Origin of the sequence: Paraburkholderia graminis, from assembly GCF_003330785.1 — a bacterium.
Taxonomy (GTDB): domain Bacteria; phylum Pseudomonadota; class Gammaproteobacteria; order Burkholderiales; family Burkholderiaceae; genus Paraburkholderia; species Paraburkholderia graminis.
Window position 1 is genome coordinate 1,338,598 of record NZ_CP024934.1, and the last position, 18,911, is coordinate 1,357,508.

Annotated in this window: 13 protein-coding genes, 2 rRNA genes and 1 pseudogene; 11 read left to right on the forward strand and 5 right to left on the reverse strand. The window is 60.7% G+C overall.

The genetic code is table 11. From position 1 onward, the window contains the following. Positions 1-343 precede the first annotated feature (343 nt). Positions 344-3,226 (forward strand): 23S ribosomal RNA (locus CUJ91_RS06100). A gap of 231 nt (positions 3,227-3,457) precedes the next feature. After that, positions 3,458-3,571, forward strand: a 5S ribosomal RNA gene (gene rrf / locus CUJ91_RS06105). Positions 3,572-3,646: 75 nt separating this feature from the next. On the opposite strand, the pseudogene CUJ91_RS06110 reads toward rrf, so the two are convergent. Beyond that, positions 3,647-3,892, reverse strand: a pseudogene (locus CUJ91_RS06110) (lipocalin family protein); the annotation flags it as partial. A 236-nt stretch (positions 3,893-4,128) separates the two neighbouring features. Here CUJ91_RS06110 and imuA point away from each other — a divergent pair. The 3 genes from imuA to CUJ91_RS06125 are packed head-to-tail and all read left to right on the forward strand — an operon-like array spanning position 4,129 to position 10,272. Continuing rightward, positions 4,129-4,968, forward strand: a complete 840-nt coding sequence (gene imuA / locus CUJ91_RS06115; RefSeq protein WP_114156033.1) for a translesion DNA synthesis-associated protein ImuA — start codon at positions 4,129-4,131, stop codon at positions 4,966-4,968. After that, complete coding sequence (locus CUJ91_RS06120) at positions 4,868-6,673, forward strand: Y-family DNA polymerase (RefSeq protein WP_114156034.1); 1,806 nt, start codon at positions 4,868-4,870, stop codon at positions 6,671-6,673. Before imuA ends, CUJ91_RS06120 begins: the two co-directional genes overlap by 101 nt. A 5-nt stretch (positions 6,674-6,678) precedes the next feature. After that, on the forward strand, positions 6,679-10,272 hold the full coding sequence (locus tag CUJ91_RS06125; protein WP_114156035.1) for an error-prone DNA polymerase: 3,594 nt from the start codon (positions 6,679-6,681) through the stop codon (positions 10,270-10,272). A 55-nt stretch (positions 10,273-10,327) separates the two neighbouring features. On the opposite strand, the gene CUJ91_RS06130 is transcribed toward CUJ91_RS06125, so the two are convergent. Both CUJ91_RS06130 and CUJ91_RS06135 read right to left on the reverse strand, forming a co-directional pair. Then, a complete protein-coding gene (locus tag CUJ91_RS06130) occupies positions 10,328-11,248 on the reverse strand; it encodes a dTDP-4-dehydrorhamnose reductase family protein (RefSeq protein WP_114156036.1) in 921 nt (306 codons plus the stop codon). A 12-nt stretch (positions 11,249-11,260) separates the two neighbouring features. Continuing rightward, positions 11,261-11,527, reverse strand: coding sequence for a heavy-metal-associated domain-containing protein (locus CUJ91_RS06135; protein ID WP_053857835.1), 267 nt, complete (start codon positions 11,525-11,527; stop codon positions 11,261-11,263). 120 nt (positions 11,528-11,647) lie between these two features. On the opposite strand from CUJ91_RS06135, the gene cueR reads away from it, so the two are divergent. From cueR to CUJ91_RS06155, 4 genes are all read left to right on the forward strand, one after another. Then, positions 11,648-12,100, forward strand: a complete 453-nt coding sequence (gene cueR, locus CUJ91_RS06140) for a Cu(I)-responsive transcriptional regulator (RefSeq protein WP_006053112.1) — start codon at positions 11,648-11,650, stop codon at positions 12,098-12,100. A 274-nt stretch (positions 12,101-12,374) separates the two neighbouring features. Further along, positions 12,375-12,521 carry a DUF3563 family protein gene (locus CUJ91_RS06145; protein ID WP_006053111.1) on the forward strand — a complete coding sequence of 49 codons (147 nt, stop codon included), beginning with the start codon at positions 12,375-12,377 and terminating at the stop codon, positions 12,519-12,521. Between the two features lie 244 nt (positions 12,522-12,765). Then, entirely contained in the window at positions 12,766-13,107 is a 342-nt protein-coding gene (locus tag CUJ91_RS06150) for a hypothetical protein (RefSeq protein WP_114156037.1), read from the forward strand. A 216-nt stretch (positions 13,108-13,323) separates the two neighbouring features. Then, positions 13,324-14,364: an ABC transporter substrate-binding protein gene (locus tag CUJ91_RS06155; RefSeq protein WP_114156038.1), complete on the forward strand. Its 1,041-nt coding sequence runs from the start codon at positions 13,324-13,326 to the stop codon at positions 14,362-14,364. Positions 14,365-14,432: 68 nt separating this feature from the next. Here CUJ91_RS06155 and CUJ91_RS06160 read toward each other — a convergent pair whose 3' ends face one another. Both CUJ91_RS06160 and CUJ91_RS06165 read right to left on the reverse strand, forming a co-directional pair. After that, positions 14,433-15,278, reverse strand: a complete 846-nt coding sequence (locus tag CUJ91_RS06160; protein WP_006053107.1) for a 23S rRNA (adenine(2030)-N(6))-methyltransferase RlmJ — start codon at positions 15,276-15,278, stop codon at positions 14,433-14,435. A 246-nt stretch (positions 15,279-15,524) separates the two neighbouring features. Further along, entirely contained in the window at positions 15,525-16,496 is a 972-nt protein-coding gene (locus CUJ91_RS06165) for a potassium channel beta subunit family protein (protein WP_114156039.1), read from the reverse strand. 265 nt (positions 16,497-16,761) lie between these two features. Here CUJ91_RS06165 and CUJ91_RS06170 point away from each other — a divergent pair, with 265 nt between their 5' ends. Beyond that, the gene (locus CUJ91_RS06170; RefSeq protein ID WP_006053105.1) at positions 16,762-17,559 is read left to right on the forward strand and encodes a 3-hydroxybutyrate dehydrogenase; all 798 of its coding nucleotides are present in this window, start codon (positions 16,762-16,764) and stop codon (positions 17,557-17,559) included. A gap of 9 nt (positions 17,560-17,568) precedes the next feature. After that, positions 17,569-18,807, forward strand: coding sequence for a DUF3734 domain-containing protein (locus CUJ91_RS06175; RefSeq protein WP_029972113.1), 1,239 nt, complete (start codon positions 17,569-17,571; stop codon positions 18,805-18,807). Positions 18,808-18,911 lie beyond the last annotated feature (104 nt).

The following is an 18,911-nucleotide window of genomic DNA, read 5'->3' on the forward strand; positions in this document are numbered from 1 at the left end:
CGTAGCGTTCTGTGAAACAGGCAGAGCGTTGTGCATTGGCGATTGAGCCAGTCAGCAAGTGATATGAAGCAGAGCTTTATATCGGCTGTCGTTCTTTAACAATCAGGAAGAAGTAGTAAAGAGATTCACGAAAGCATACTTAGAGATGGGTGTGCGAGTAGGTGAATCAGGGTTGTGATTGTATCGATGTATTTTAAAGGTAATCGAAAGATTGCTCTTGGAATACGGCGCAACACGAATACTCAACCTGTAGCGAGTGATCGGATCGCTGGTCCCCTTCGGGGATCGGGCCAGAGTAAGTGCTAAAGCACTAACACTGGCCGAGAAGACACACCCGTTATAGGGTCAAGCGAACAAGTGCATGTGGTGGATGCCTTGGCGATCACAGGCGATGAAGGACGCGGTAGCCTGCGAAAAGCTACGGGGAGCTGGCAAACGAGCTTTGATCCGTAGATGTCCGAATGGGGAAACCCACCTCTTTTGAGGTATCCGTGGCTGAATACATAGGCCATGTGAAGCGAACGCGGTGAACTGAAACATCTAAGTAACCGCAGGAAAAGAAATCAACCGAGATTCCCAGAGTAGTGGCGAGCGAAATGGGACCAGCCTGTACTCTTTATCTTCATTGTTAGTCGAAGGCTCTGGAAAGTGCCGCCATAGCAGGTGATAGCCCTGTAGACGAAAACAGCGAGGAAGAACTAGGTGTACGACAAGTAGGGCGGGACACGTGAAATCCTGTCTGAAGATGGGGGGACCATCCTCCAAGGCTAAATACTCGTGATCGACCGATAGTGAACCAGTACCGTGAGGGAAAGGCGAAAAGAACCCCGGGAGGGGAGTGAAACAGATCCTGAAACCGCATGCATACAAACAGTCGGAGCCTTCGCAAGAGGGTGACGGCGTACCTTTTGTATAATGGGTCAGCGACTTACATTCAGTGGCAAGCTTAACCGATTAGGGCAGGCGTAGCGAAAGCGAGTCCGAACAGGGCGTTCAGTCGCTGGGTGTAGACCCGAAACCAGGTGATCTATCCATGGCCAGGATGAAGGTGCGGTAACACGTACTGGAGGTCCGAACCCACTAACGTTGAAAAGTTAGGGGATGAGCTGTGGATAGGGGTGAAAGGCTAAACAAACCTGGAAATAGCTGGTTCTCTCCGAAAACTATTTAGGTAGTGCCTCGTGTATCACCTTCGGGGGTAGAGCACTGTCATGGTTGTGGGGTCCATTGCGGATTACTACGCCATAGCAAACTCCGAATACCGAAGAGTGCAATCACGGGAGACAGACATCGGGTGCTAACGTCCGGTGTCAAGAGGGAAACAACCCAGACCGCCAGCTAAGGTCCCCAAATATGGCTAAGTGGGAAACGAAGTGGGAAGGCTAAAACAGTCAGGAGGTTGGCTTAGAAGCAGCCATCCTTTAAAGAAAGCGTAATAGCTCACTGATCGAGTCGTCCTGCGCGGAAGATGTAACGGGGCTAAGCCATATACCGAAGCTGCGGATGCACATTTATGTGCATGGTAGGAGAGCGTTCCGTAAGCCTGCGAAGGTGCACTGGAAAGTGTGCTGGAGGTATCGGAAGTGCGAATGCTGACATGAGTAGCGATAAAGGGGGTGAAAGGCCCCCTCGCCGTAAGCCCAAGGTTTCCTACGCAACGTTCATCGGCGTAGGGTGAGTCGGCCCCTAAGGCGAGGCAGAAATGCGTAGCTGATGGGAAGCAGGTTAATATTCCTGCACCAGTGTTGAATGCGATGGGGGGACGGATCGCGGAAGGTTGTCCGGGTGTTGGAAGTCCCGGTCCTTGCATTGGAGAAGGCGCTTTGGCAAATCCGGGCGCGGAATTCAAGGGTGCGAGGCCAGTCTCTTCGGAGACGAAGCAATCGGAAGTGGTTCCAGGAAAAGCCTCTAAGCTTCAGTTCAACAGTGACCGTACCGCAAACCGACACAGGTGGGCGAGATGAGTATTCTAAGGCGCTTGAGAGAACTCGGGAGAAGGAACTCGGCAAATTGGTACCGTAACTTCGGGATAAGGTACGCCCCTGTAGCCTGACTGGCCTGCGCCAGAAGGGTGAAGGGGTTGCAATAAACTGGTGGCTGCGACTGTTTAATAAAAACACAGCACTCTGCAAACACGAAAGTGGACGTATAGGGTGTGACGCCTGCCCGGTGCCGGAAGATTAAATGATGGGGTGCAAGCTCCTGATTGAAGTCCCGGTAAACGGCGGCCGTAACTATAACGGTCCTAAGGTAGCGAAATTCCTTGTCGGGTAAGTTCCGACCTGCACGAATGGCGTAACGATGGCCACACTGTCTCCTCCCGAGACTCAGCGAAGTTGAAGTGTTTGTGATGATGCAATCTCCCCGCGGCTAGACGGAAAGACCCCATGAACCTTTACTGTAGCTTTGCATTGGACTTTGAACCGGTCTGTGTAGGATAGGTGGGAGGCTGTGAAGCGTGAACGCCAGTTTGCGTGGAGCCATCCTTGAAATACCACCCTGATCTGTTTGAGGTTCTAACCCTGGTCCGTGAATCCGGATCGGGGACAGTGCATGGTAGGCAGTTTGACTGGGGCGGTCTCCTCCCAAAGTGTAACGGAGGAGTACGAAGGTACGCTAGGTACGGTCGGAAATCGTGCTGATAGTGCAATGGCATAAGCGTGCTTAACTGCGAGACCGACAAGTCGAGCAGGTGCGAAAGCAGGTCATAGTGATCCGGTGGTTCTGTATGGAAGGGCCATCGCTCAACGGATAAAAGGTACTCTGGGGATAACAGGCTGATACCGCCCAAGAGTTCATATCGACGGCGGTGTTTGGCACCTCGATGTCGGCTCATCTCATCCTGGGGCTGTAGCCGGTCCCAAGGGTATGGCTGTTCGCCATTTAAAGAGGTACGTGAGCTGGGTTTAAAACGTCGTGAGACAGTTTGGTCCCTATCTGCCGTGGGCGCTGGATATTTGAAGGGGGCTGCTCCTAGTACGAGAGGACCGGAGTGGACGAACCTCTGGTGTACCGGTTGTCACGCCAGTGGCATCGCCGGGTAGCTATGTTCGGAAGAGATAACCGCTGAAAGCATCTAAGCGGGAAACTCGCCTTAAGATGAGATATCCCCGGGGCTTCGAGCCCCTTGAAGGGTCGTTCAAGACCAGGACGTTGATAGGTCAGGTGTGTAAGCGCAGTAATGCGTTCAGCTAACTGATACTAATTGCCCGTAAGGCTTGATCCTATAACAGGTGTGTCTCGACCAGCGTTGGCGCTTTGGCGCCTACACTGGTCCGATCCCCGAAGGGGATGCGCTGGAACTCCCCGCCAGGGAGAACAGGACGCACGGTTGAGTGATCGATGTTGTGCCTCGAACAACACAGCCCCAACAGCTTTACCCTGGTGAGCATCACCAGAAACTACTTCTTCCCGATTGGTTGTGTTGGCCCAAAACCCAGCATAACAACAAGTCATGCCTGATGACCATAGCGAGTCGGTCCCACCCCTTCCCATCCCGAACAGGACCGTGAAACGACTCCACGCCGATGATAGTGCGGATTACCCGTGTGAAAGTAGGTAATCGTCAGGCTCCCCAGCAGTGTCAGAAACCCCACCCCGAAAAGGTGGGGTTTCTGCGTTTACAGCGCTGGAAAATGCGGCGCCGTCACGGCCCGCCCATGCGCAGAGCGCCCGCATAGCCGGTCAGCTCCAGATACGCCCGCCCGAGCTCCGCGCCATCGCGGCTCACCCGCGCCGCGCCTTCCCAGTACACCGCGCCGGTGGACTGCCGCGAGTCCAGTTCCTGATCGTCCATCAGCGGATCGAGCTGCCAGGTCAGCGCGCCGGTCCTCACCGTCATCGCGACCGGATACGGCGTGTTCGTGCGCGGTGAACGCCACGTGCGGCGCGGCGCAACTCCTTCTTGCACTCTGTCCTATCGGCATCCTCCAAGCGCTAAAGCTCCATTCCCCCAGACCAATCGTATCCATTCCCAAGCCGCTTTTCCTTATTCCACCGGGACCTCCGTACCGCTTCCTCGCCTTAACATCACCATCAAAATACTGTATAAATATACAGTGATGACTCGTCGTCCCTACTCGATCGAGATCGGGCAGGGCGGAGCATTTTCAATGGAACGAGTGGTCTATGGCAGCAGCGATTCAGCTTGTGACAACTCCGCTGTCGTCGCAATTGCGGCGTCAAATGTGGCAGGGCAACGAGCTTGCCGAGGTGGATTCGCGTGTGGTCCCGAGTGGCCACACCGCGCTGGATCGCGTATTGCCCGGACGAGGCTGGCCCGCCGGTGGTGTGACGGAACTGCTGGTCGAGCATTGGGGCGCGGGCGAAATGCGCTTGCTGGCCTACGCGCTTGGTCATCTCACGAAGCAGGCGGGGCGGCATGTGATGCTTGTGGCACCTCCTTTTCAGCCGAGCGCGGCGGCATTGAAGGCGTGGGACATCGATGTCGAGCGCGTGCTATGGGTGCGCTCGAACGAAGACAAGGCTCTTTGGGCCGCCACTCAGGCATTGAAGCAGGACGGCATCGGCGCGGTTCTGGTGTGGTTGTCGAATGCACGCGCCGATAAAGTCAGGCGCTTGCAGGTCGCGGCTCAAGAATCGGCTTCATTGGCATTTTTGATGCGCCCTGTAGAGGCCGCTGCGCAATCGTCGCCAGCGCCATTACGCATGATCTGCGAGCCGCTTTTGCCGGCTAATGCCGAGACGATCAACCGTCGTCAGTGGTTGCAGGAGATTGGCCTGTCGATTGACATCTTCAAGCGCCGCGGGCCGCCGCTTGCCGAGCCGCTTCGTCTCGTTCTGCCGCTGCAAGGCGTTTTGTTACCCGCGAACGGAGCAAGCAGCCATCAAGGATTAGAGACTCAACATGTTGTGGATCGCCGTCGCATTGCCTCTCTTGTCGCTGGAAGCGGTAAAGCCGCTGACATCGCTTCCGGATGGTTCGTCCGCGAAGCAGAATCGGTGTGAGCCGAGCCGCGACGCAAACCCGCCGTGCGATGCCGGAAACATCGCCGACGCGCACTGCTATGCGCTCGCTGACCACGCACATATTCTGCTGCCGGACGTCGATGCCTTGCGCGCCGGTGTGCAACCCGGCCATTCGCGTTCCTACGCGCTGGCTTTGGCGCCGGGGCTCAAACTGCTCACCGCCGACGCCACCCGCGAAACTCAGGCATTCGAAGCAATCGCGCTTGCCCTGTTGACGTACACGCCGAAGGTCTCGCTGGCCGACACGCATACCTTGCTGCTGGAAGTCGGCTCTGGCTTGAGGTTGTTCGGTGGCTTGCGAGCCTTGTTGTCGCGGGTGTCGTCCACGGTCGCGGAATTCGGTTATACCGCGCGTATCGCGTGTGCGCCTACGGCGTGGGGCGCCTGGTTATTGGCGCAGGCACGCGCCAACCGGCAGGGGCGCCGCTGGCATGTGGTAAAGGAGACTTCGCTCACGCGTGTGTTCGACCGTTTGCCCGTGTCGCTGCTGCCGGTTGCGCAAACGCATCGCGACGCGTTCGTGCATGTCGGATGCACGACCCTCGCCGATTTGCGTCAATTGCCCAGAGCGGGCGTGGTCCGGCGGTTTGGCGGCGGCATTCTGGACCTGCTGGCGCAGGCGTATGGCACGCGCCCCGATCCGCGCGAATCGTTTCGCGCGCCCGCGTCGTTTCATGCGCAGCTCGAATTGCCGTCGCGCGTCGATAACGCGGATGCGCTCCTGTTCGCCGCGCGTCGGCTGATCGTGCAGTTGGCCGGTTGGCTGAGCGCGCACCATGCGGCGCTGAGCGGTTATACGTTGCTGCTCGAGCATGAATTGGCGTCCCGCCATTCGCCGAAGACATCGAGCTTGAAGGTCGCGTGGGCCATACCGTCGCGTGATGCAGAGCATTTGATCTGGCTGTTGCGCGAGAAACTGAATCAGACGGTTCTCGCGGCGCCCGTCATCGAATTGAAGCTGGTCGCGGATCAGATCGCCGAATATGCCGGGCAGTCCGACACTTTGTTTCCCATGCCCGAATCGGACGGTGAGTCGATCGCGCGTCTGCTCGAACGCCTGAGCGCCCGGTTGGGACCGGAGAACGTGCTGCAAATGTCGGTGCAGGACGATCATCGCCCCGAACACGCCATGCGCGTCGAGGCGTACCAGGCTCAGGATTTTGCGCGCAAGAAGCGCTCGCAGGCGAAAGCGCGGCCCAGAATCAAAGCGGATAAAACCTGGCTAACCGATGAGTTGCGAAACGCCGCGGCTGAAGGCGCATCACCCTCGAGCGCGGCGGAAACGGACGCGGAAGCGGAAGCGAAAAAGCAGACCACCCCGCGCCCATCCGCAGCGACGAACGCAAAAACCGCCACTGCCTTCACTCCTCAGCAAGCATCACAGCAAGCACCTCAGCAACCACCCCAAGCCTCACTAAACCTCCCCGACAGCGCCTTACCTTCTCAGCCTCGTCCTATCTGGATGCTCGATAAACCCCTACGCCTGATGATGCGTGACCAGCGGCCAATCTATCGCCGGCCGCTGAAAATGCTCACGCGTACCGAGCGGATCGAAGCGGGCTGGTGGGACGGCGATCGCGTCGAGCGCGATTACTACGTCGCCGCCGACGATCGCGGCCATATGTTCTGGGTGTACCGCGAACGTATCAGCGGCGATTGGTATTTGCAGGGTTTATTCGGTTGAGCATCATGACGGTATCCGCGTCCGCGCTTCTTCCTCCGCAGCCGCCCGCCTCGAATTTGCCGGCGTATGCGGAGCTGCATTGCCTGACCAATTTCTCGTTCCTGCGTGGCGCCTCGCATCCGCATGAACTCGTTGAACGCGCGATGCTGCACGGCTATAGCGCGCTCGCCATTACCGACGAGTGCTCGCTCGCGGGCGTCGTGCGCGCTCATTCGGCGTTAAAGGAAATCGGGGAAGAGCAGAACCGTCTGCGCAAGGAAATCGAGGACAAGCTGAAAGCGGCCCGGCCGCCCGAAGCCGGTCCGCTCCCGAAAGAAGTCTTGGACGAAGCGATACGACAGGAGGCCCTGGAAAACGAGGTGTTGAAACCTCTGCCTCAACTGATCATCGGCAGCGAACTGAATCTGACGGACGCAGCCGGCGAGCCTTTCTGCACTCTGGTTGCGCTTGCAGCGAACCGCAACGGTTACGGCAATCTTTCCGAACTGATCACGCTCGGCCGCTCGCGCGCGGAGAAGGGCAGCTACCGGCTAAGCCCGTCCGATTTCACCGATTCGTTGCCGCATCTCGAGCATCTGCGGGCTCTGCCTGACTGTGTGCTGCTGCTTGTGCCGCAGCGCACGGCTACGCTGTCGCACACACTGCATTGCGCGCATTGGCTCGCGTCGTTCGCCGCCAACCGCGCGTGGATCGCGCTCGAACTTTGGCAAACCGGCAGCGACGATCTCCAGATCGACGCCTTGCGGATGATTTCGCAAGCGAGCGGCCTACCGCTCGTCGCGGCGGGCGGCGTTCTGATGCACACGCGATCGCGCAAGCCCTTGCAGGACACGATGACCGCCATTGGCCTGAACACGCCGCTGTCGGCATGCGGCCACGCGCTCGAAGCCAATGCCGAACGGCATATGCGCACGCGGGTACGTCTGAGCAAACTATATCCGCGCGATACGCTCGAGGAAACGCTCAATATCGCCGCGCTGTGCCGCTTCTCGCTCGACGAACTCAAGTACGAGTATCCCGAAGAACTGGTGCCTGCGGGAGAGTCGCCGTCGAGCTATCTGCGCAAGCTCGTCATGGCGGGTGCGGCGGAGCGCTGGCCGAACGGCCTGGACCTGAAGCGCATCGATCAGATCGAAAAGGAACTGAGCCTGATCGCCGATCTGAAATACGAAAAGTACTTTCTGACGGTGCACGACATCGTGAGCTTCGCGCGCTCCAGAAACATTCTTTGCCAGGGCCGCGGTTCGGCCGCGAATTCGATCGTCTGCTATTGCCTGCATGTGACGGAGATCGACCCCGTGCATATGAACATGCTGATCGAGCGCTTCATCTCGCGCGCGCGCAACGAGCCGCCCGATATCGACGTCGACTTCGAGCATCAGCGCCGCGAGGAGGTGATCCAGTACATCTATGCGAAGTACGGGCGTCATCGCGCGGCGCTGACCGCGTCGCTGATTACCTACCATGTGCGCAGCGCATTGAAGGACGTCGGCAAGGCGCTGGGTCTCGAGGCATCGTTGATCGAGCGAATCAGCAAATCGCAGCAATGGTGGGACGGTTCCGAAGCAGTGGCCGGCTATCTCGCGGAAGCGGGTTTCGACGCCAACTCTCACATCACCAGAAATCTGATTCGCCTCACGAAGGAATTGCGGCTGTTTCCGCGGCATCTGTCGCAACACGTCGGCGGCTTTGTGATTGCGAAGGACAAGCTCTCGCGGCTCGTGCCAATCGAAAACGCGACGATGAAAGACCGCAGCGTGATCGAATGGGACAAGGACGATATCGACGCGCTCAAGCTGCTGAAAGTCGACGTGCTGGCACTGGGCATGTTGTCGGCCATTCGGCGCGCGCTGGAGTTCGTCGCGCTAAGACGCGGCTTTCCGCAGTTCCGCGTGCAGGACATTCCGCGCGAAGACCGCGCCGTCTACGAAATGTGCGGCCATGCCGATACGGTCGGCGTGTTCCAGATCGAATCGCGCGCGCAGCAAAGCATGCTGCCGCGCCTGAAGCCGAACAAGTATTACGACCTCGTGATCGAAGTCGCGATCGTGCGGCCGGGGCCGATTCAGGGCGGCATGGTGCATCCGTATTTGCGCCGCAAGCAGGGCCTCGAACCGATCGACTACGCGAAGGACGAGCTGCGGCCCGTGCTCGAACGCACACTCGGCGTGCCGATTTTCCAGGAGCAGGTCATGCATCTGGCGATGGTCGCCGCAAAGTACACCGGCGAGCAGGCCGACCAGTTGCGACGCGCAATGGCGGCCTGGCGGCGCACCGGCAACCTCGCGAAGTATCAGAAGGACCTGAGCGACCGCATGTCGGCGCGCGGCTACGAGCCGGAATTTATCGACCGTATCTGCCAGCAGATCGAAGGTTTCGGCGAGTATGGTTTCCCGGAGAGCCATGCGGCGAGTTTCGCGCTGCTCGTCTATCTGAGCGCGTGGTTAAAGCGCTATGAGCCGGCGGCTTTTCTGGCCGGATTGCTCAATAGCCAGCCGTTGGGCTTTTATTCGCCGTCGCAACTCGTGCAGGATGCGAAGCGCCACGGCGTCAAGGTATTGCCGCCCGATGTGACGCTGAGCGACTGGGAATCGACCTTCGAGAAGCGCGATCGCGAAGGTGAGCGGATCGCGCCGGGCGAAACCTGTTTGCATCGTCAGCAGGCCGTCTTGTCCGCGCAGCAGTTGCGCGATCTTTCGCTGCGCCGCCTGAGAGTGAACCGGACGATACGGCGCGCGACGAAGCGGCTGACCGCGCGCGTGTTTCAAACGCCCGGCACTTATGGCGCGCGCGGTCCCGCCGTGCGTATCGGTCTGCATCTGATCAAGGGACTCGCGCAGGCGGCTGCCGAGCGCATCATGGCCGCGCGCCGCGATGCGCCGTTTACAAACGTCGACGATCTCGCGCGACGCGCGGCGCTGACGCGGCGCGATCTCGAAGCGCTCGCGGCGGCGAACGCGCTGACGAGTATCGCGGGTCATCGGCGGGAAGCATGGTGGGCCGTGACCGCCCAGCATATTGTTCCCAAGCTGCTGCGCGATGCGCCGATCGCGGAAGCGCCGCTCGCGTTGCCGCAGGCCGACGAGGCGCGCGAGATCGTCGACGATTATGCGAGCCTCGGCCTCACGCTCAATCGTCATCCGCTTGCGCTGTTGCGCGCGCGTCTCGCGAAGCAGCGTTTTCGCACGGCGGCGGATCTCGCCGCGTGTCAGCACGGCACTCTCGCGCGGGCATGCGGCATCGTCACCGTGCGGCAGCGGCCGGGCACGGCGAACGGCACCATCTTCGTTTCAATCGAAGACGAAACCGGTTCGATCAATGTGATTGTCTGGCCGTCGCTGGTGGAAAAGCAGCGCAAGGCGCTGCTGGGCTCTTCGCTGCTCGCGGTCTATGGTGTCTTGCAGCGCGACGACGGCGTCGCCACTGGCGGCAATCAGGGCAACCCGGGCAATCAGGGCGAGCAGACCGCGCCTGCGAGTCAGGCGGGCAAGACGAGAAAGAAACACAAAGGCGAGGTGGTGCACCTGGTCGCTCATCGTCTGGAAGACTTAAGTGAGTGGCTCGGCGACCTGGCCACCGCGAGCCGCGATTTTCACTGATGCGCGGTTGAATGTGCGCTTGACCCGCGCTCGCCATAGCTCGCCGCTTCGCTCGTCAAACAGCCGTATCGCCGCGCCACGGAAAGGTGGCGAGCACCTCGCGTATCGCCGTGTCGAACGGTGTGCGCCGGCCAATGCCAAGCTCCTCGAGCCGCTCCGACGCAAGATGGCAGTTATGCGGGCGAGGCGTCGCATCGGTCGGCGTGTGCTGCGGCGTCAGGTGCGCATCGAGTTGCAGCGCTTCTGCAAGGCGCACCGCGATCTCGTACTTGGTCATCGGTTCGTCGCCCGACCAATGGACGATGCCGCGAATCGCGTTGCCCGCGGCATGACGCTCGAGCATCTGCCGGATCACGAACGCGACGTCCGGCGTGAAGGTCGGATAGCGAATTGCCCATGCGTCCATGCTGGCCGGCTGCCCGTGTGCCGAAGCCGACGCCGCAATCGCGGGCACGAGGCTCGTCACGGCGGACTCCGCCCAATCGACAATCGGCCCATACAGCAGCGGCAAGCGCAGCACACAGCCGAAGTCGGTCGTCGCGGTTAACGCGTGCTCGCCTTCGAGCTTGCTGCGCCCGTACGCGTTGAGCGGCGCGGGCGCGGAATCCGGCCGATAGGGCGGATGAGTGCCGTCGAAAACATAATCGGTGGAAATCGACAGCGTCCAGGCGCCGCGCCGCTGCGCCGCGGCCGCGATCGCGCGCAGCGCGTCGACATTGAGCGCGCGGGCCAGTTCCGGCTGACGCTCGCACACGTCCGGCCGACGCTCGGCAGCGGCAATCACGAGCGCATCCGGCGCTTCGCGTTCGACAAACTGCTCGATTGCCCGCGAGTCGCGGACATCGAGCGGGACAGTGTCCGGCGCAGGGCGGCTGAACGCGGTGCCGACGACTTGCCAGGCCGGCTGCCTCGCCAACTCGTCGACAATAGCGCGGCCGAGCAGACCCGACGCTCCAATCACGGCGACCTTGAACATGAGCGCGTCCGCCTAGCTCGCGGCGCCGCCGGCCGCGCCACTCGCCGCGTCGGGCGATACGCCTTTCACCTCGCCTTTGACCGCACCTTTGACTGTGTACCCGGCCTCGTCGATGGCGGCCTTCAACGCCTCGACCGATTGCGTCGATTCAACCGCCACGCGGCCCGCTGCCAGATCCACCTGAACTTGCGCGCCGTCGTCGTGCTCGCGGATAGCGTTCGTGACTGCGGCCACGCAGTGCTGGCAGCTCATACCTTCCACCTGGAATTCGGTTTTCATCGGATTGCCTCGCGAAATAACGTTGCGACAGTTGAATTATGCCTGCCGGACCGAATTTAAGTGGCTGACCTTCCCATCATGGGAACGTGTACGATCGAGCCGATCAGTGGAGAAACGGTGATGAATATTGGCGAAGCGGCCCGCGCGTCGGGCGTCACGGCGAAGATGATTCGTTACTACGAGAGCGTCGGCCTGCTGGCGGCAAAAGCACGCACGAGCGCCGGCTATCGGGTTTACGGGCCGCAGGAGGTCCATTCGTTGCGTTTTATTCGTCAGGCGCGTCGGCTCGGTTTCCTCGTGGAAGACATTCGGCGGCTGCTGGCGCTGTGGCACGACCGCACGCGCGCGAGCGCCGAAGTCAAGGCGATCGCGCTGGATCACGTGGCCGACCTGGATCGGCGCATCGCCGAGCTCACCGAGATGCGCGACACCTTGGCGCATCTCGCGAACCATTGTCATGGCGACGACCGCCCGGACTGTCCGATTATCGAGCGGCTCGCCGATGCGGACTTGCTTTGTGAAGACAAGCGCGCGGATTGCCACGGGCTACCGTCGGTGAAGGCGCAGCATTGAGAGTGCTGACGCGGGTGCAACCCGTAGGTCGCGCACCGGAGTTGTGCAAAAAGGACGGCGACCTGCCCGCTAACAAAACCCGCGGCGCTCAGAAGCCAAAGAAATCAAAGATCTTATTGCACCAAAGGTGTGCGGTATTCCAAAATGGAATGCACATCATGCGAGCATTTCACTGGCGCGGTTGCACCATCAGCCTATAATTCGGGTTAACCCGTCTACGGGAAATCCCTGATGCCCAATCCACCGGGGATTCATTTGATCCTTGGAGAACATCATGTTTGCATACATCCTCGAAAAGCTGAGCACCTGGTTTGAAACTGCCGAACGCGATCGCCGCGAAGCGTATCTGGCGTCGTCGTCGGATATCGTTCAGCTCGAACAGCGTATCCGCTCGCTCGAAACCAACGGCTACTCGCTGTAAAGTTTCATTTGACGGCGCCAGCGTGCAGGTCGCACTGCCAGCGCAGTCGCAGTAAGCGGTAGAAGTGGTAGTTCAGTGTCAAGCCCCGTCTTTGCGGGGCTTTGTCACATCTGGGCCTTTGTGATCGCGAACCGGACGCCCAAACACGAGGATGGCGAATATCGACTAGCCTCCTGGCGCGTGTCGCGGTAAGGTAGGGCGTCGTCCGCGCAATCCGGCCTTGCCGACTCGAACCGGTCCGCCCATGTCTCCAATCCGCTCGCTTAAACCTATGCTCGCTGTCGTTGCAATCTCGTTGGCTACGGTCAGTGCCGCGTCGAGCGCATTTGCCGCGTCGAGTAATAGCCGCAAGCCGGTGATTCTCGACACGCAAAGCGGGATCAGCGACGGGCAAAGCGGCACGGTCCTGCAAACCGCGCCGCTTTCGCGGGAGCCCATCGTCGAAGCGCGCCCGATCGCAACGCCCACCGAACTCGCGCCGAACTCATCGGTGCCGGTCATCGTCGCGCCTTATATCCAGTTGCCCGTCGGCGGCGCCGTGCCGCAGCCGCAGATCCAGCCGGGTCCGCCGCCGCATCGGCAATAACACAACTGCGCTGTCCCGGCCCGCAGCCTATCGGTCGCGCAGTACGCCGACACGTCCAGTCGTCACAGCGCGCCGGGCGCGGCCATTCGGGTTTGGGCGCATGGCGCGCCTGCAGTCGGACGACGACAATCTTCAGGCGGTCTCTCTCGCCCAAGTCCGCCGACGGTAGCCGGCCCAACGACCGCATCGAACGAAAATACAAAAAGGAGACGACAAATGCCTTCTCACTGGATGCGGCGTGCCGCCGGCCTGTGCGCTACGCTTTTTGCCACCGCAGCCCTGCACGGCGTAGCGTTCGCGAAAGACACGCCCGAAAAGCCAGCCTTGACGATGGCCGTCGGCGGGTTGCCCGGTCTTTACTATTTGCCCGTGTTGACGGCGCAGCAATTGGGCTATTTCAAGGACGAAGGTCTCGACGTCACGCTCGAAGATTTCGCGGGCGGGTCGAAAGCACTCGAAGCCGTGGTGGGCGGCAGTGCGGATATCGGCGCGGGTGCCTTCGAGCACACGCTTTTCATGCAGGCCAAAGGCCAACATTACCGGGCTTTCGCATTGATGGGCCGCGCGCCGCAGATCGTGGTCGCGGTATTGACGTCGAAAGCCGACAAGATAAAAACGCTCGCGGACTTCAAAGGCGCCAAGGTCGGCGTGAGCGCGCCGGGATCGTCGACCGATCTCGTGCTCACCGTCGCATTGCGCAAGGCCGGCGTGCAGCGCAGCGACATCGCGGCGATCGGCGTGGGCAGCGGCGCGACAGTGCTGGCGGCGGTCGGCAACGGGCAGATCGACGCGCTTTCCAACGTCGATCCGATGATGACGAAGCTCACGCGCAGCGGTGCAATCAAGGTGCTGGTGGACACTCGCACGGTCAAGGGCACGCAGGAGGTGTTCGGCGGCACGATGCCCGCCGCCACGCTCTACGCACCCGAGAGTTTCATCCAGAAGTATCCGAAGACGACGCAGGCGCTCGCGAACGCGATCGTGCGCGCGGATCACTGGTTGCAGAACGCGAGCGATGCCGATCTGCTGAAGATGGTGCCGCCGGCTTATCTGCTCAACGATTCCGCGCTATATGTGGAGGCTTTTCACAACGTGCGCGACGCCTATTCGCCCGATGGCCTGATGCCCCCAGACGGCCCGGCGACTTCGTTGCGCGCGCTGGCGTCGTTTGATAACCGGCTCGATCCGAAGAAGATCGATCTGAACGCGACGTTTACGAACGACTTCGCGCGCAAGGCGGGGGCGCAACTCAAGTGAGCGCGCAATGCAATTGACGGTGCGGCCCGAGCGCGCCGTCAACTGCGGGCCGCGCGCCCAGCCGGAATTCAATCGCCGCGATATTCCACCTTAAACTGCGCGGCCTTGTCCTCGCCGAGCGCGCTCACCAGCCAAGGCATCTGATCCTTCAGCATTTTGTGCAGCGTGTACGGCGGATTGAGGATGAACATGCCGCTGCCGAACAGACCAAAACCGTCTTCCGGCGGATTGCTGACAGTCAGGCTCACATGCAGCCAGTTGCGGTCCTGCAGCTTTTTTAGCTGCTCCGGAAAGCGCTGCGATTCCGGGCGCCTCACCTGCGGATACCAGACGGCGTAGGTGCCGGTCGGAAAGCGCTTCAGACTCTCTTCGACGCAACGAAGCGTGCGCGTGTAATCGCGCTTGTCTTCATACGACGGATCGAGCAGCACCAGCGCGCGGCGCGGCGCCGGCGGGAGCAGCGCGAGAATGCCGTCGAAACCGTCGCCCGCGTACAGCATCGCGCGACGGCCCGCATCGCGGAAATTGTGGCGCAACACGTCGATTTCGGTGCTGTGCAGCTCGAACAGACGCATGCGGTCCTGCTCGCGCAGTTGCCGCCACGCGATGTACGGCGAACCCGGATAGAAGCGCAGTTGGCCGTCGGAATTGAGTGCGGCGACTTCATCGACATAATCGGCGAAGAGCGGCGGCAGATCGTTACGTTCCCACAGCTTTGCGATACCTGTCTGAAACTCGCCCGTCTTGACGGCGTAGCCTTCCTTCAGCGAATAGACGCCCGCGCCGGCATGCGTGTCGATATACCAGTAGGCTTTGTCCTTCTGGCCGAGATAGCGCAATAGCTGCAACACGACCGCGTGTTTGAGGACGTCGGCGTGATTGCCTGCATGAAAGGCGTGGCGGTAGCTGAGCATATGAGGAGACGCTGAAAGAGGCGTGCCGTTCCAGGCTGGAACCGGCGATGCGGATGCAATGCGGATGCAATACGGCGGCACCGCGGCAACGAGCGCCGGAGTGCAGCGCGGTCGCGTATTGTACGCGACGCCGGGCACCGCGCCGCACGGTGATTTGCCTAGTGTGCGCTTCACACCAGCCGATGCACCGTGCGCCGGCCACGCTTTTGCCGTGGCCGCGCAACCGGCGCGGTTCCCGCAGCGCTGTCAGTCGTACGCGTCGCCGATAATGCCTTCGATCCGCTCCTTGATCTCCGGCGTGATCCGCTCGGCGACCTCGGCGGACTTCATGTTCTCGCCGATCTGCTCGACGCGCGATGCGCCGGTAATCACAGTGCTGACATGCGGATTCTTCAGAACCCACGCAATTGCAAGCTGGCCGACCGTGCAGCCGAGTTCGTCGGCCACTTCGCCGAGCTTGCCGACCACATTGTTCTTGCCTTCATCGGTGACCTGTTTGCGCAGCCAGTCGTAACCTTGCAATTGCGCGCGGCTTTCCGCGGGCACGCCGTTGCGATACTTGCCGGTCAGAAGGCCGGACGCGAGCGGACTCCACGTGGTCAGCCCAAGGCCGATATCTTCGTAAAGACGCTTGTATTCCTGCTCCACGCGCTTGCGATGAAACAGGTTGTATTGCGGCTGCTCCATGACCGGCTTATGCAGATGATGCCGCTCCGCAATCTCGTAAGCAGCGCGGATTTCGTCCGCGCTCCACTCGGACGTGCCCCAGTACAACGCCTTGCCGCGCGTGATCATGTCGCTCATTGCCCATACCGTTTCTTCGACCGGCGTGTTTGGGTCCGGGCGATGGCAGAACACCAGATCGACATAGTCGAGCTGCAAACGCGCGAGTGATGAATCGATTGCGTTGAGCAGATACTTGCGGTTCAGCGTGTGGTACTGATTGGGCGCTTCCTGCAGTCCCCAGAAGAACTTGGTTGACACCACGTAGCTCACGCGCGGCCATGCCAGTTCCTTGAGCGCCTGACCCATGATCTCTTCGGATTTGCCGCCGGCATAGACCTCGGCGTTGTCGAAGAAGTTGACGCCCGCGTCGCGCGCGGCCGCGAGCGATTCGCGCGCCACGCGATGATCGACCTGATTGCCGTACGTGACCCACGAGCCGATGGACAGTTCGCTGACCTGCAGGCCCGAGCGACCTAAACGCCGATAATTCATGCAATTCTCCTCGATAGTGAAGCGACCGGAATCCTGGCGGAACGCCTAGTTTAAATACATAAGCCTGGGCGTGCTTTTTACCGATCGATTCCATACGGTTCATGCACAATAGCAGGATTGGCCGCAGTGCAACATTCGGCCGAACGGTATAGGAGAAGGCCTATGCGCGCCTATGCGCGCGTAATCGGCGCCTATGCCGTTCGGCTGACTTCACGCTGCGCGCGGCTCGTGGTCTCATTGCTCATCAACTGCATGGAGGTTCTGGATGTCGTCACTGAACACAAATCTGAATGGCAAGGTCGCGGTGGTTACCGGCGCCGCGAGCGGCATCGGCAAGCAGATTGCGTTGACCCTTTCGGCAGCGGGCGCGGCTGTCGCGATCGCCGATCTGAATCAGGACGGCGCGAACGCCGTCGCTGAAGAAATCAGGAAGGGCGGCGGCAAGGCGATCGGCATCGCCATGGACGTCACCAACGAAGACGCCGTCAACCAGGGCATCGACAAAGTGGCGGCCGAGCTGGGCTCCGTCGACATTCTTATTTCCAATGCCGGCATTCAGATCGTCAATCCGATCGAGAACTACTCGTTCTCCGACTGGAAAAAGATGCAGGCGATTCACGTGGACGGCGCCTTCCTGACCACGAAGGCAGCGCTCAAGCACATGTACAAGGACGATCGCGGCGGCATCGTGATCTACATGGGCTCGGTGCACTCGCACGAGGCGTCGCCGCTCAAGTCCGCTTACGTGACGGCCAAGCATGCGCTGCTCGGGCTCGCGCGCGTGCTCGCCAAGGAAGGCGCGAAACACAACGTGCGTTCGCATGTCGTGTGTCCCGGCTTCGTGCGCACGCCGCTTGTCGACAAGCAGATTCCCGAGCAGGCGAAGGAACTGAACATCAGTGAAGAAGAAGTCGTCAAGCGCGTGATGCTCGGCGGCACCGTCGATGGTATTTTCACCACCGTCGAAGACGTCGCGCAAACCGTGCTGTTCCTCTCGACTTTCCCCACGGCGGCACTGACGGGTCAGTCCTTCATTGTGAGCCACGGCTGGTACATGCAATAAGGAGGCGTGATGGCGCAACGCAATCTCAAGCAGGCGCGCCTGGGCGTGCCGGGCAATGAGGGAGGTGCGGGCGCCGGCGCGGCGTCCGCCACGGCTCCGGGCTCGCGCATTCAAGTGCCGGACTACGAAACCATCGCGCTCACGCTGCAGGGCGGCGGTGCATTGGGCGCGTATCAGGCCGGCGTTTTTCAGGGGCTTCACGAAGCCGGCATTGAGCCGAACTGGCTGGCGGGCATTTCCATCGGCGCGTTGAATACTGCGATCATCGCGGGCAATCCGCCGGAAAAGCGGGTGGAACGGCTGCTGCAATTCTGGGAGACCATCTGTCAACCGGCGTTCGGTTTGCCGCTGCCGGCCTTTATCGAGCACGCGTTCTTCAACTCGAGCGACGCCGTGCGCAAAGCGTTCACAGCGACGCAGGCGCTCGGCGCACTCGTCGAGGGGCAAAAGGGCTTCTTTGTGCCGCGCTTTCCGCCGCCCTTGCCAACGGTGTCGGGACCGCCTCAGGCGGCGAGCTATTACGACACGGCGCCGCTGAAAGCCACGTTGGAAAGCCTGTGCGATTTCGACCGCATCAACTCGCGGGAAATGCGTGTGTCCGTGGGCGCGGTCAATTGCGGCACGGGCAATTTCGCGTATTTCGACAATACGCACACCACGCTGAGGGCCGAGCACTTCATGGCGTCCGGTGCGTTGCCGCCTGGCTTCGCGGCGGTTGAAATCGACGGCCAGTATTACTGGGACGGCGGTTTGATGTCGAACACGCCGCTCTACGAGGTGATGCAGACCACGCCGCGGCGCGACACGCTCGCGTTTCAGGTCGATCTGTGGAGCGCAATCGGGCCGGTGCCGGACAGCATCACCGACGTGCAGGGGCGCATGAAAGACATCCAGTATTCGAGCCGCACCCGTCTCGTGACCGACATGCTGCAACGCTCGCAACGTTTCCGGCACGTGCTGCGCGAGGTGCTGGACCGTGTGTCGCCGGACCAGCGCGACGACCCCTGGTGCAAACTCGCCGAAGATCTATCGTGCTCGAAGCGCTACAACGTGATCCATCTCATCTACCGGCAGAAGGAATACGAAGGGCACTACAAGGACTTCCAGTTCGGCTTGTCGACCATGCGCGAGCATTGGCAAAGCGGGCTGGACGACATCCGTCATTCGCTTTCGCAACCGGACTGGCTTGCCATGCCGGATAACGACGCGGGTTTCGTCACGCACGACATTCATCGCGACGGGCGCTGACAGGCGAGTCGGCAAGTTCTGAGCCGCAAACAGAAACGGCGCCCTTCATGGGGCGCCGTTTCATATTCAGCTTCAATAGAAGCGCACCTAAGCGCGCTTTGCAA

Coding starts and splice junctions, on each gene's coding strand:
- CUJ91_RS06155 (WP_114156038.1), top strand. CDS start 13,324: ATGCCTTCTCACTGGATGCGGCGTGCCGCCGGCCTGTGCGCTACGCTT.
- CUJ91_RS06135 (WP_053857835.1), bottom strand. CDS start 11,527: ATGAAAACCGAATTCCAGGTGGAAGGTATGAGCTGCCAGCACTGCGTG.
- CUJ91_RS06160 (WP_006053107.1), bottom strand. CDS start 15,278: ATGCTCAGCTACCGCCACGCCTTTCATGCAGGCAATCACGCCGACGTC.
- CUJ91_RS06165 (WP_114156039.1), bottom strand. CDS start 16,496: ATGAATTATCGGCGTTTAGGTCGCTCGGGCCTGCAGGTCAGCGAACTG.
- CUJ91_RS06150 (WP_114156037.1), top strand. CDS start 12,766: ATGTCTCCAATCCGCTCGCTTAAACCTATGCTCGCTGTCGTTGCAATC.
- cueR (WP_006053112.1), top strand. CDS start 11,648: ATGAATATTGGCGAAGCGGCCCGCGCGTCGGGCGTCACGGCGAAGATG.
- CUJ91_RS06125 (WP_114156035.1), top strand. CDS start 6,679: ATGACGGTATCCGCGTCCGCGCTTCTTCCTCCGCAGCCGCCCGCCTCG.
- CUJ91_RS06145 (WP_006053111.1), top strand. CDS start 12,375: ATGTTTGCATACATCCTCGAAAAGCTGAGCACCTGGTTTGAAACTGCC.
- imuA (WP_114156033.1), top strand. CDS start 4,129: ATGGCAGCAGCGATTCAGCTTGTGACAACTCCGCTGTCGTCGCAATTG.
- CUJ91_RS06175 (WP_029972113.1), top strand. CDS start 17,569: ATGGCGCAACGCAATCTCAAGCAGGCGCGCCTGGGCGTGCCGGGCAAT.
- CUJ91_RS06120 (WP_114156034.1), top strand. CDS start 4,868: ATGTTGTGGATCGCCGTCGCATTGCCTCTCTTGTCGCTGGAAGCGGTA.
- CUJ91_RS06170 (WP_006053105.1), top strand. CDS start 16,762: ATGTCGTCACTGAACACAAATCTGAATGGCAAGGTCGCGGTGGTTACC.
- CUJ91_RS06130 (WP_114156036.1), bottom strand. CDS start 11,248: ATGTTCAAGGTCGCCGTGATTGGAGCGTCGGGTCTGCTCGGCCGCGCT.